At 50.6% G+C, this 13,015-nt stretch carries 9 protein-coding genes; 1 reads left to right on the top strand and 8 read right to left on the bottom strand.

The annotated features are described in order from the left end of the window. Window positions 1–7: 7 nt before the first annotated feature. The 7 genes from ptsG to LDO05_RS05970 all read right to left on the bottom strand — a co-directional run bounded on the left by ptsG (window position 8) and on the right by LDO05_RS05970 (window position 10,855). A complete protein-coding gene (ptsG, locus tag LDO05_RS06000) occupies window positions 8–2,122 on the bottom strand; it encodes a glucose-specific PTS transporter subunit IIBC (RefSeq protein ID WP_251377958.1) in 2,115 nt (704 codons plus the stop codon). A gap of 239 nt (window positions 2,123–2,361) precedes the next feature. After that, complete coding sequence (gene glcT / locus LDO05_RS05995; protein ID WP_251377957.1) at window positions 2,362–3,204, bottom strand: glucose PTS transporter transcription antiterminator GlcT; 843 nt, start codon at window positions 3,202–3,204, stop codon at window positions 2,362–2,364. 150 nt (window positions 3,205–3,354) lie between these two features. Further along, window positions 3,355–5,538 carry an alpha-galactosidase gene (locus LDO05_RS05990; RefSeq protein WP_251377956.1) on the bottom strand — a complete coding sequence of 728 codons (2,184 nt, stop codon included), beginning with the start codon at window positions 5,536–5,538 and terminating at the stop codon, window positions 3,355–3,357. 224 nt (window positions 5,539–5,762) lie between these two features. Then, window positions 5,763–6,926, bottom strand: a complete 1,164-nt coding sequence (locus tag LDO05_RS05985) for an iron-containing alcohol dehydrogenase (protein WP_251377955.1) — start codon at window positions 6,924–6,926, stop codon at window positions 5,763–5,765. 156 nt (window positions 6,927–7,082) lie between these two features. Next, window positions 7,083–8,675, bottom strand: a complete 1,593-nt coding sequence (locus LDO05_RS05980; protein ID WP_251377954.1) for a UDP-glucose--hexose-1-phosphate uridylyltransferase — start codon at window positions 8,673–8,675, stop codon at window positions 7,083–7,085. A gap of 10 nt (window positions 8,676–8,685) precedes the next feature. Next, on the bottom strand, window positions 8,686–9,675 hold the full coding sequence (galE, locus tag LDO05_RS05975; protein ID WP_251377953.1) for a UDP-glucose 4-epimerase GalE: 990 nt from the start codon (window positions 9,673–9,675) through the stop codon (window positions 8,686–8,688). A 1-nt stretch (window position 9,676) separates the two neighbouring features. Further along, window positions 9,677–10,855, bottom strand: coding sequence for a galactokinase (locus LDO05_RS05970; protein WP_251377952.1), 1,179 nt, complete (start codon window positions 10,853–10,855; stop codon window positions 9,677–9,679). Window positions 10,856–11,006: 151 nt separating this feature from the next. Here LDO05_RS05970 and LDO05_RS05965 point away from each other — a divergent pair, with 151 nt between their 5' ends. After that, entirely contained in the window at window positions 11,007–11,879 is an 873-nt protein-coding gene (locus LDO05_RS05965) for an AraC family transcriptional regulator (protein WP_251377951.1), read from the top strand. A gap of 77 nt (window positions 11,880–11,956) precedes the next feature. On the opposite strand, the gene mgrA is transcribed toward LDO05_RS05965, so the two are convergent. Then, window positions 11,957–12,955 (bottom strand): L-glyceraldehyde 3-phosphate reductase, encoded by a 999-nt coding sequence (mgrA, locus tag LDO05_RS05960; RefSeq protein WP_251377950.1) that lies wholly within the window; start codon window positions 12,953–12,955, stop codon window positions 11,957–11,959. Between the last annotated feature and the right edge of the window lie 60 nt (window positions 12,956–13,015).

The following is a 13,015-nucleotide window of genomic DNA, read 5'->3' as shown; positions in this document are numbered from 1 at the left end:
AAAAGTCTTACTTGATGGTGATAATGTTGTTCTCTCCGCTCTTCACCAGACCCGATTTGTTCAGGGTAACCGATGAACCTTCAGGCAGGTTGGAGAAAATAATCGGAGAAATAATCGAAGGCGCATGAGCCTTCACATATTCCAGATCCACTTTCATAATCGGCTGTCCTGCCGATACGAGATCGCCTTCCTGCACCAGAACCTTGAAGCCTTGACCTTTGAGCTTCACTGTATTCACCCCAATGTGAACAAGCACTTCCTTGCCTCCGTCGGACATGATTCCGATGGCGTGCTTACTAGGGAATACATTGAACACTTTACCGTATACTGGCGAGCAGATCGTTCCATCACTAGGAAGGATGGCGAATCCGTCGCCTGTCATTTTCTCGGAGAAGACAGGGTCTGGAACCTTGGTAATGTCCATCAGTTCACCATTCGCAGGAGCAACTACATCTTCTTTAATAATCGCATCGCCATCCTGAGCAGCCTGCTGCTCAGCTTCAGCGGGCTTACCGCTTACACTAGGCGCATCAAAGTTCGTAGCTCTCTCACCAACATCATCGGCATCCGGGAGACGAGCAGGAGTTTTGCCATTCATAATATCCTGAATCTGAGATTTGATCGTATCAGAACGTGTACCGAAGATGGCTTGTACGTTATTACCCACTTCAAGTACGCCGGACGCGCCGAGCTTCTTGAGACGATCCTTGTTCACATTGGCTTTATCCTTGACTTCAACACGAAGACGTGTGATACAAGCATCCAGATGGGCAATATTCTCCTTGCCACCAAGCGCTCCAAGAATATTGCTTGGAAGATCATCATTGGTAACAGGAACAGCGGTCCCAGTACCGGTATCTGCGGCGTTCTCGCCTTCTGCCGCTTCCTCACGCCCTGGTGTCTTGAGATTGAACTTCCGGATAATGAACCGGAATCCAAAGTAATAGATGACCGCGAATACCGCACCTGCGAGAATAACCAGATACCAAGGGGTACGGCCCGGGATTACACCGAAGATCAGGAAGTCAATCAATCCACCGGAGAAGGTCATCCCGATTTTGACACCAAGAATATGCATAGTCATGAAGGACAGACCTGCGAATACACAGTGAACCGCGAACAGAACTGGCGCCAGGAACAAGAAGGAGAACTCAATTGGTTCTGTAATCCCTGTCAGGAACGAGGTCAGTGCTGCGGACCCCATAATTCCCGCCACATACTTCTTGTGCTGCGGCTTTGCCTCATGATACATAGCAAGCGCGGCTGCCGGAAGACCGAACATCATGAAAGGGAATTTACCAGTCATGAAGGTACCCGCTGTGAACGGCACGCCATCACGAAGCTGGGACATGAAGATATGCTGGTCACCACGGATAATTTGACCTGCCTTGTTCGCATATTCTCCGAATTCGAACCAGAACGGGGAATAGAAAATATGATGCAGACCGAACGGAATGAGCGCCCGCTCTACCACACCGAAGATGAATGCGGCCATGGTACGGTTCGTGTCAATCATATTGTGAGACAGGTAATTCAGTCCTTGCTGAATCGGCGGCCATACAATAACCATAAGCAATCCGATAAGCAGCGAGGTTGCTGCTGTCATAATTGGGACGAACCGCTTACCTGCGAAGAAGCCCAGGTAGGATGGCAGCTCGATCTTGAAGAACCGCTTGTACATCGCAGCCGCCAATATCCCGACAATAATACCCCCGAACACCCCTGTAGCCAGGGTTGGGATCCCCAGCACACTGGCATAAGCCTCGTTGTTTCCGATCATTCCAGGAGTAACCCCGATTACGGTTCCCATCGTTTTATTCATAACAAGGAAGCCGACAATTGCGGCTAGTCCCGCTACCCCTTCACCACCGGCCAAGCCGATAGCTACCCCGACTGCGAACAGCAGAGACAGGTTGTCAAAGACGATTTGACCCGCATTCATCAGAATCGTCGCTACAGCGTGAACTCCCTGATTATCCAGTGCAGGCACCAGCCTCAGGAAGTCTTCACTGATCAGCATGTTACCGATCCCGAGCAAGAGTCCCGCAGCCGGTAGTATCGCAACCGGAAGCATGAGTGCCTTACCTACTCTTTGCAAGACACCAAAAAATTTCTTGAACATAAGCAACCTCCTTTATATAGGCAAATAAAAAAGCATGAGCCTTGAAAGCCTTGATCTATTCACTCTCTTCAGGGTTATAATACCCCAGAAAGGTGCAATACAATCAAAGACTTTCATCAACTCATGCCTGATCGAATCAGTTACACATCTGATGACTTACTATTTTATTCGCCACTTATGGAATGTATTATAGCACCGCATTTCTGGTAGCGCAATACTTCCCACTTACCTAATTTTGCTTATAAGTCCTTCTGGGCTACCCGGTGCAAATGCATGGTCAAATACGACACCTCTGCCTGGTAGACCGGCTTGTGCAGCCGCTGCTCCATCATTTTGGTTAATTTCCAGGCCAGAGAGTACAGCTCCGGGTATTCCTGCTTAAGCAGATCCTCCAGCTTATCCGGTTCGCTAACCTTCTCCCCTTGACGAATGCGCTCAATAGCGAACCGCAGGTGGGTTAGCAGTCTGGAGTAATCCAGCGAATTCCGGGTCAGCTTAATGTCCAGCTGCTGCTCAATAACCATTACAAGGTCCGAGATCAGCTGGGAATGCTGCTTCACCTCGGTTATATCCTGATTCGTCATCGCACTGTGAATATGAAGAGCAATGAAACCGATCTCATCTTCACCCAGGTCGATCCCCATCTTCTCGTTGATGATCCTTATCGCGAACTCCGCAAGCTCATATTCAAGTGGATAGATCTCCTTCGTCTCAAACAGAAAAGGGTTATGAATGATAATCTTCTGTTCCGCCCGCTTGATTGCAAAAGAAATATGGTCAGTTAAGGCAATATGAATATGTTCATTCAGAGATTCATTTGTGCGTTTGGATATATACAGAATAACCTCGTTAACCGCTTCAATCAGCTTCTCATCCACTTGGGGGACAAGCTGCTTGTATTGCTCTTGCTCATGAGCATTCTTAAGAATGAACATCTTCTCAACAGACTGTTGTGGAATATAGTGACCGGTCTTCTGATTAAAGCCAATTCCCTTGCCAATCACCACGACCTCACCGTTCTCTGGATGCCTGGCAATAATTACGTTATTGTTAAGTACTTTCGCAATTTCTAGACTGCTCACCTTTGCACCTCTTTACCGGGGGCCATAATCTTTCGATCCTTAACTACATAATAAGGATAGTTAATTATATTATAATTCAACTAGGAGTCAAGAGCGAAATTACCATTCGAACACGGCGCATTCCATAATTAACCGGAACGCAACGGCTGGCTACACCTTCCTTAAGGTCCATACCAAGCTCTGGAAATCCCCCTCAAGCCGCGGGATGTTCAGACCGGCGTACATCAGCGCATCACCGCCTGCCGGCTGCTCAAGCCCGCTAACTTTGTAATCATAGTCCGGATTAAGGCCCCTCAGTCTCAGAGTGTCCAGCGGAGCATTAGGCTGGGCCAATACCTTGAAGTACATGACGATTGCCTCGCTCTGATCCTCCGACACGAACATCCACCCTGTATCATTGCCCTCAAATGGGCTTCTTAAGCGATAATATTCCCCGAACTGGATCAGACCTCGTGTCTCTTTATAGAAGGCCACCTGCTGCTTCACAAGTTCCTCTTCTTCTGGTGTGAACTTCGTTAAGTCCAGTTCATAGCCGAAATTCCCGGAAAGCGCCACATCTCCGCGCATCTTCAGCGAGGTATGACGGTGCACCTGATGATTAGGCACTGCCGAGACATGCGATCCCATGGAGCTGACTGGATACACTATACTCGTTCCATATTGAATCTTCAGCCGGCAGACCGCATCCGTATTGTCGCTTGTCCACGTCTGCGGCATGTAGTATAGAATCCCTGGATCAAATCGCCCGCCTCCGCCCGAGCAGCTCTCGAACAGAATGTGCGGGAATCGGCTTGTGATCGCCTCCATCACCCGGTACAGACCTAGCATATAACGGTGTGCGGTCTCCCGCTGACGCTCAGCTGGAAGATCAGGCGAGCCTACTTCGGTCATATGCCGGTTCATATCCCATTTCACATAAGTGATCGGGGCACTGCTTAGAATAGCGGATACCATCTGTATTACGGCATCGCCGACTTCCTCCCGGGAGAAGTCGAGCACCAGCTGGTTCCTTCCTGTCGATCTGCTGCGGTCTGGCACATGCAGGCACCAGTCGGGATGACTGCGATAGAGCTCACTGTCCTCTGAGATCATCTCCGGCTCGAACCAGAGTCCGAACTTCATACCGAGGCTCGTGACCCGGTTAACCAGATCTTCGAGTCCCCCTGGCAGCTTGCTCTTGTCTACGAACCAGTCTCCTAGTGAGGTCTTGTCATTATCCCGGTGCCCGAACCAGCCGTCATCGAGCACGAAGAGTTCTATTCCCAGTTCTCTCCCCTTCTTCGCGATACTCTCGATCTTGTCCGCATTGAAGTTGAAATACGTCGCTTCCCAGTTATTAATGAGAATCGGACGTTCCTTATCCCGGAATTCTCCGCGGGCAAGTCGTGTCCGGTACAGCTTATGATAGGTTCGCGACATGCCGCCAAGACCTTGATCGGAATAGACTGTCACCGCTTCCGGAGTCTGGAAGCTCTCCCCGGGATTAAGCAGCCACGAGAAGTCGAAGGGATTAATTCCGAGCGATACCCGGGAAGTGCGGTATTGATCCACTTCGACCCCTGCCACGAAATTCCCGCTGTAGACCAGACTGAAACCGTAAACTTCGCCTTGATTCTCATCTGCTCCTTGACGCAGCAGTGCAAGGAACGGGTTCTGCTGATGGCTGCTGGCTCCCCGCCTACTCTCGATTAATTGATGACCACGGGTAAGGGGTCTCCGCTCAACATTTCGCTCATCAGCCCAGGCGCCGGAGAGATGCAGCACGTCGTACTGATCATCCGGCAGGTCGACACTCATGCTTAACGCACGCAGAATTTTCAGATCCTGCTTGCCTTCATTTGTGAAGTTCACCGATCTTGTAATCGCATTCAATTTCTCAAATACGCTGTAAGTCAAGATCACTTTAAGGTTAATCACAGAATCAACCAGCTCTATTTCGAGCGTATCTGCCTCTTCAGCCTGCTCCACATAGGTGGCCGGCAGCCCGGCTACCGGAGGCTTTCCCTTGATTATCCGGTGGGTGTTATATTTCAGGTCTGTAACGGTGGTCCCATTCTCAAGCTGGATCTGATAGGCCGGATTTCTGAAATCCGTATGTCCATACGCCGGATACTCTTGTGGAAGAACGTCCAGAGAGAAGGCTGCATCATCAGGATCAATATTAGGTGAGAAAGAGCGATCAACATAACGAAGCGAGCTTGCTGAAGAAATACTTCTAATCCTCTTCCCCCAATAGAGCTGGGCGGCATAACCGCGTACAATCTGAATCACGTAGCTTGTATTATCCGTCTGCAAATGGAATATTTGCCGGCTGGTATCGAATTGAATAGACAAACTCTCATCCTCCTTCTAACTGTGCGTGTAAAAGCTAAATTACTGGATTGTAAAATGAATAGACTTATATCTATGAGTTAACGGAATAAATGATGGAGAGCTATTTATATCTATCACAAGAGCAGATAGAGTTGGAGAGCTGGTATAACAAAGCAACCCGTCCTCCAATGAGGAACGAGCTGCTTCTTTAAATTATCAAGTAACCTTTTGACCGCTATTTATTCTTAGAGAGAAGCTCTATAGATCTCCAGCACGTCTTGCTTGTCAAGCTTCGCAAAATTGCCGAAAGGACCAAATTTAACAGCTTTCTCAGCCATAACGTCCAGCTGGCTGTCATCAATATCGTAATCTTTCAATGTGCTAGGCGCGCCAATGGAGTTCCAGAAGGAACGCAGGGCCTCGATACCATCGAGGGCAATCTGCTCATCGGATTTGCCTCCGGTCTCCACATCAAATACATTTACCGCAAGACGTTTGAACCGGGATACATCCACCTGCAGATTGTGCTTCATCCAGTTCGGGAACAGGATGGCCAAGCCGCCCCCATGCGGAATGTCGTATACCGCAGACACAGCATGTTCGATATTATGGGTGGCCCAGTCCCCACGGGTTCCCATATTCAGAATGCCGTTAAGCGCCATGGTCCCGCAGTACATGATTGTCGCGCGGTGCTCATAATTGTGCAGATCTTCAACCAGCTTCGGAGCTGTCTCGATGACCGTTCTAAGAATAGTCTCACAGAAGCCATCCTGGACCGGCGAGTTCGTAGGAACATGGAAGTAATGCTCCAGCACATGGGACATGATGTCCACAATTCCGTATACAGTCTGATCTCTAGGTAATGAGAAGGTGTGTTCCGGATCAAGGATAGAGAATGCAGGAAATGCGTAAGGACTGCCCCAGCCCAGCTTCTCCTGGGTCTGATCGTTCGTGATGACCGAGCCCGCATTCATCTCGGAACCTGTCGCTGCCATCGTGAGCACGGTCCCTAGCGGGAGTCCATCCTTGGCAGCCGCTTTGCGTTCAGCGAAATCCCACATGTCCCCTTCATATTTGGCACCCACCGCAATGGCCTTGGCACAGTCAATCACACTGCCTCCGCCTACAGCCAGAATCAGCTCGGTGCCGTGTGTCCGGCACAGCTCTACTCCTTTATGTACCGTTGACAGGCGAGGGTTGGGTTCAACACCGGCAAGCTCGGTCACGTTGGCGCCAATCTCGTTCAGAATTTGGAGAACACGATCGTACAGACTGCTGCGTTTGATGCTTCCACCGCCATATACAAGCAGGACCTTGCTGCCGAATTTAGGAACTTCTTTCTTCAGTGCGTCCAGCTGCCCTTTGCCAAATATAAGTCTCGTCGGATTATGAAATTCAAATGCTTCCATCTGTTATCCCTCCGTGTTCTTGAAGATAGAATGAACCTGGCGATCCCCGGGTCCGTCCCTCTTTCATTGGTAAATTGCAAAAAATGAATACACTTGTGATTATACTTCCTTGTATTCCTATAAACAAATTCGGAGTCCAAACGAAAAGCCGCCCCGTCAGGACGACTTCTCATATCCGCAGCTTGTCAGGAACAGCTGGAGCGCACGTTGTCCTTCCTCCGTCTGTTTGAACACGCCCGCATGACCCAGAATCTCGGTAAATATACCGCCAACCTCTTGGCGGAGCAGCTCTTCAGCTTCCTTAGGCTCAAGCTGTGTGCCATGCTTGGCGGCAAGTTCTTCAATCCAGGCGGCATGCGTAATCAACTCAGGAACACCGTCCTGCTTAACCTTGTTATATAATTCATTATCCCCGGCCAGAATGCTGGCTATTCCCGCAAGCTCATGCTTGAGTCGTCCGGGAAGAATAGCGAGGCCCATGACTTCGATCAGGCCGATGTTCTCTTTCTTAATATGGTGCATTTCCCGGTGTGCATGGAATATCCCCTCCGGATGCTCCTCACTTGTGCGGTTGTTGCGAAGCACGATATCCATCTCATACTCCCCGTTCTCCCGGCGTCTTACGATCGGGGTTACCGTATTATGAGGGACTTGTACCCCATCCACTTCGGAATAAGCCTGTATGCCAACCTCGGGATTGCTGTATCCCTTCCACTGCTCATACAGCTCATTCGCCGCTTCAAGAAGCTTCTCGGGACTGCTGCAGCCAAGCCTTAAGACAGACATTGGCCATTTCACTGGTCTCAGGCTAACGCCGCTGAAATTAGGATGATGGAACTGCGCCTGCCCCGTCGCTTTCTGGAGTGGGAATACATGCCGTCCAGCCTGGAAATGATCATGGGTCAGAATCGATCCGCCAACGATCGGAAGATCGGCATTAGAGCCAATAAAGTAATGAGGGAACTGGCCTACGAAATCAAGCAGCCGCTTGAACGTGTCCCTGGTCAGCTTCATCGGTACATGATCATGATGGAAGACAATCGAGTGTTCATTGTAATACACATAAGGAGAGTACTGGAAAAACCATGGCTCATCATTAAGCGTCAGCGGGATAATCCGCAAATTCTGCCGGGCTGGATGATTGAGCCGGCCGGCATAGCCTACATTTTCCCGGCATAGCTGACATTTCGGATATATCGGAGGCGGCAGCAGCTTCGCCATCGCAATCTCCTTCGGATTCTTCTCGGGCTTGGACAGATTGATTGTAATCTCCATCTCCCCGAACGGGGTCTCCTTCCTCCAATACACATTCTCCGCAACACGGTCCATACGGATATAATTGGAATCTACGGACAACTTATAGAAAGCATCTGTAGCCGCGGCTATGCCGCTGCTGCGCTCCGTGTCCCGGAAGGAACGGATAACCTCGGATGGACGGGCCATAAGATGACCCATAATTCTGGCATCAAGCAGATCCCGGTAAGTCACCGAGTCCTCGGGAACCAGTCCGTTCTTGCAACCATAATCAATCAGGGTTTCAAGCAAATGATGAAGCGGACATGCCAAGTCCCCATGTATCTCATTCTGGTAAGGCTCATCCAGCAAGAACAGCTCAAGCAGCCGATTGCGGCTATAATCCGCATCATACTCCTGAATAAGCCCGCGTTGAAGCGCATAGTGGACCAGCTGTTCAATGGCAAGCTGTACCCGTTCTACCTCTGTAAGTTCATGCTGATTCGCAAGTCTCATGCCTCATCCCTCACTTCGGGTCATAGCCCTGCGGATTGGCACTGTGCCATTCCCAGGCTGACTGTATAATATGTCCAAGCTCACTACGAGAAGGATTCCAGCCGAGAACGGTTCTGGCTTTCTCCGAGGAAGCTACAAGCACGGCCGGATCCCCTGCGCGTCTGGGATGAACGGTAACCTTGAAATCTACGCCCGTCACTTCCTTAACCTTAGCAATCACTTCTTTGACCGAGAAGCCCTGGCCATTACCCAGGTTGAATACATTGCTCTCCGCTCCGCTTCTCAAATGCTGTACAGCAAGCACATGCGCGTCAGCAAGATCGCTTACATGGATGTAGTCACGAATGCAGGTTCCATCAGAAGTCGGGTAGTCCTCACCGAAGATGGCAATCTCCTGTCGCTGGCCCAGCGCCGTCTGCAGAATCAACGGGACAAGGTGACTTTCCGGGCGATGGTCCTCGCCAATTCTGCCGCTGTCATGAGCACCAGCCGCATTGAAGTATCTGAGAGACACGTATTTGATGCCAAGAACCTGCTCGAACCATTTCATCATGCGCTCCATAGTGAGCTTGGTCTCCCCGTAGACATTGGTCGGCTCAGTGCGGTCCGTCTCCACAATTGGCACCTTCTCGGGTTCTCCGTAAGTGGCTGCTGTAGATGAGAATACAATCCGCCGGACACCGGCTTCTTCCATCGCTTCAAGCAGACACAGCGTGCCATAGACGTTGTTATCGTAGTATTTGACCGGCTTCTGCATACTCTCTCCCACCAGGGAGTTCGCAGCGAAATGGATAACCGCATCAATCTCATTCTCTGAGAATAATTTGGCCAGCAGGCCTTTGTCTCTTAAGTCCCCTTCATACAGCTTGCCGCCCAGAAGAGATTCCCTATGTCCGGACTGGAGATTATCAATGACGACAACTTCCTCTCCACGCGCCAGCAGCTCAGCTACCGTATGTGAACCGATATAGCCTGCACCGCCTGTTACGAGAATAGCCATGTTAATTGTCCTCCTTTAATTCATGTACACCGTTGCCGACTCCGCATACATAGAATTCGCCCCGAAGACCGGTACGCTGCTCATAAGCTGTCCCAACTTGCTCTATGAATCGAGCTACATCGTCCTCATGAACCAGAGAGACTGTGCAGCCGCCAAACCCTGCCCCTGTCATCCGCGAACCCAGTGTCCCGGGAATCCGTCTCGCTTCATCCACCATAACATCCAGCTCCCGGCAGCTTACTTCGTACAGGTCACGCAGGGAATCATGGGACTCGTTCATGTATTGTCCGAATAGATGGAGATCATTCCTGCTAAGAGCCTCCACAGAAAGAAGTACTCTCGCATTCTCTTCAACGACATGTCTGGCTCTGTTCTGCAGAATCTGATTCTTAAGATCAGATCCATAGGCTGAGAACTCTTCGGGACTAAGGTCCGCCAAGTAATTCAAATCCGGCAGCTTCGTCTTAATAAACTCCAGTGCCTGATCACATTCCGTCCGGCGTTCATTATATTTCGAGTCAACCAAGCCACGGCGCTTGTTCGTGTTTCCGATCACGAGCTTGTAAGAACCTGTCACAAAAGGAACCAGGCGGTGTTCCAGCGTACCGCACATAAGCAGAATGGCATGATCTGTTGCCCCATTGGCCACTGCGAATTGATCCATGATTCCACTGTTGACGCCAACGTACTGGTTCTCGGCCTTTTGGGACAGCACAGCGATATCAACCCGGCTAAGCTCCTGCTCCTCCATTGACAACAAGGCATATGCCGTAACTACTTCGAGAGATGCCGATGAGGAGAGGCCTGCACCATTCGGGATCTGGCCTTCGAACATCAATTCATAACCCGAGGCCAGTGTCACGCCAAGCTTGCATAGCTCCACGATGACACCGACAGGATAATCGATCCATTCCCCTGTCTTGGCCTTTCCCAGATCCTGAACTTCAAGCTCGGCTTCATAAGGCAGATTCAGCGATCTGAACTTGATGCGGTTATCCTCCCGCTTGCGGATAGCTAAAGTTGTCCCGAACTCGAGAGCAGCTGGAAGCACATAACCTCCGTTGTAATCGATATGCTCCCCAATCAGATTGACACGTCCCGGCGCCTGAAAATACCTGATCGGCTCACTGCTCTCCCCAAACTCAGATAGAAATGACTGCTGCAAATGTGATTGACTCAAGCTCGCTCACTCCGTCCTTGGTGGTTATAAATTATGACCTAATTATATTAGATAGGTCCTCTTGCTGAAATGCATCTATGCGTGATAAATATGGATAAATGTGACTTTTAAAGCTACACTGTATACAAATCATTCATAGAGCAGGAGCGACATGCTGATGAATTCAGAAACCTACAACGCTGCAGCTAACCCTTTATATTCGGGCACGGCCGAGCTTCATGTACTATTCTCGGGAGAGAGTCAGACCCCTCCTAATCATCATCTTGGACCCAAGGTTTATAACTTTTATTTATTTCATTTTGTGGAAAAGGGCCGCGGAACTTACCGTACTGAGTTCAGCGCCTTTGATCTGAAGGCTGGCGAAGGATTCCTGATCCACCCTGATCAGCTGGTCAGCTATGTCTCCGATCCAGCTGATCCATGGCGTTACCGCTGGATTGCCTTCGCCGGTACCGGTGCGGATGAGCTTGTCCTGCGTGCCGGCTTCCGGCTGGAGCAGCCGGTACTGCGCTCCTCCGGGGACAGCGCTATACCCGGGCTCTTGAAATCCGTACTCCGGGCGTTCCGCAAGAACAGCAGCCATGCGGATCTCACCTCGCTCGGGTGTCTCTATATGATAATGGCCGAAGCTGAAGAGAAGCTGAGGGTACAATCGGGGTATGCCAGCGGAAAGTCAAGGGTGCAGCAGGTGGTCAAGCAGATGATCCAGTATATGAGCAGCCAATATGCCTATCCCGTATCCATTGAGCAGATGTCGGCCAGCATGGGGTATAACCGGGCCTACCTGTCAAGAATTTTCAAGCAGCAGATCGGTGTATCTCCCGTTAGTTATTTGCTGCAGCTAAGAATGGATAAAGCCCGGGAGCTGCTTCGTGATCGTCCGGAGTTATCAATTGAACAGGTAGCGGCCTCCGTAGGTCTGCCCGATGCGCTCTATTTCTCCCGCCAGTTCAGCCGCCTGCAGGGGAGATCGCCAAGCAGCTACCGCAAGTCAGTATCCGAAGCAGAATCAACCGATGAATAGCTCCATGAATCAGCAAAAACCGCCCTCCTTGTACAAGGGGGACGGCTGTGAATGAACACCTATGGAATTGCAGCTTCTTAACTCTCTGTCTTCAGTATGGTCTCAATTCGGGCCAGCTCTTCCTCTGAGAAATCGGAATTGCTCAGCGCCGCCACATTCTCTTCGATCTGGCTTACCCGGCTTGCTCCGATAAGGGCCGAGGTCACCTTACCTCCGCGCAGCACCCATGCAAGAGCGAACTGGGCCAGACTCTGACCGCGGGATGCGGCGATCTGGTTCAATGCCCGTATTTTGCGAAGAGCTTCCGGGGTGATCTGGTTCTCCTGCAGGGCTCCTGTTGGACTGGCTGCCCGGGAATTCTCGGGAATCCCGTTCAAATACTTCGAAGTAAGCATGCCCTGGGCTAGAGGACAGAATGCAATGCTTCCCACCCCATTCTCTTCAAGCACATCCTGCAGCCCGTTCTCGATCCACCTGTCAAGCATCGAGTAATTCGGCTGGTGGATAAGAAGCGGCGTGCCAAGCTCTTTGAGGATGGCAATCGCCTCCGCGGTCTGTTCGGCAGAGTAACTCGAGATCCCGGCGTACAGGGCTTTACCTGAGCGCACAATGTGATCCAGCGCCATCATCGTCTCTTCAAGCGGAGTATCCGGGTCGAACCGGTGTGAATAAAATATGTCCACGTACTCAAGCCCCATCCGCTTCAGGCTCTGATCAAGACTTGATATTAGATATTTGCGGGAACCCCACTCGCCATACGGTCCAGGCCACATGTAGTAGCCTGCCTTCGAGGAGATGACCAGCTCATCCCGGTAAGGAGCCAGATCCTTCTTCAGAACCTGTCCGAACATCTCTTCGGCCGAACCCGGAGGAGGACCATAATTATTTGCCAAATCAAAATGAGTGATGCCGAGATCAAATGCTCTTCGGATCATCTCCCTTCCGTTCTCGAACCTGTCGGTGCCGCCGAAATTATGCCAAAGCCCCAGAGAAATCGCCGGCAGCTTAAGGCCGGACCTGCCCACACGGTTATATTTCATGCTCTCATAGCGGTCTTCACTTGCTGTGTATACCATGCTTTCTCCTACCTTTCTGTTGTTGCTGTGCAGCATATTTACTTAATTGGACCTTTGTTC

The organism is Paenibacillus sp. YPG26 (genome assembly GCF_023704175.1).
Taxonomy (GTDB): domain Bacteria; phylum Bacillota; class Bacilli; order Paenibacillales; family Paenibacillaceae; genus Fontibacillus.
Note: the sequence above shows the minus strand (reverse complement) of the source record. Positions and strands in the feature narration are given on the sequence as shown.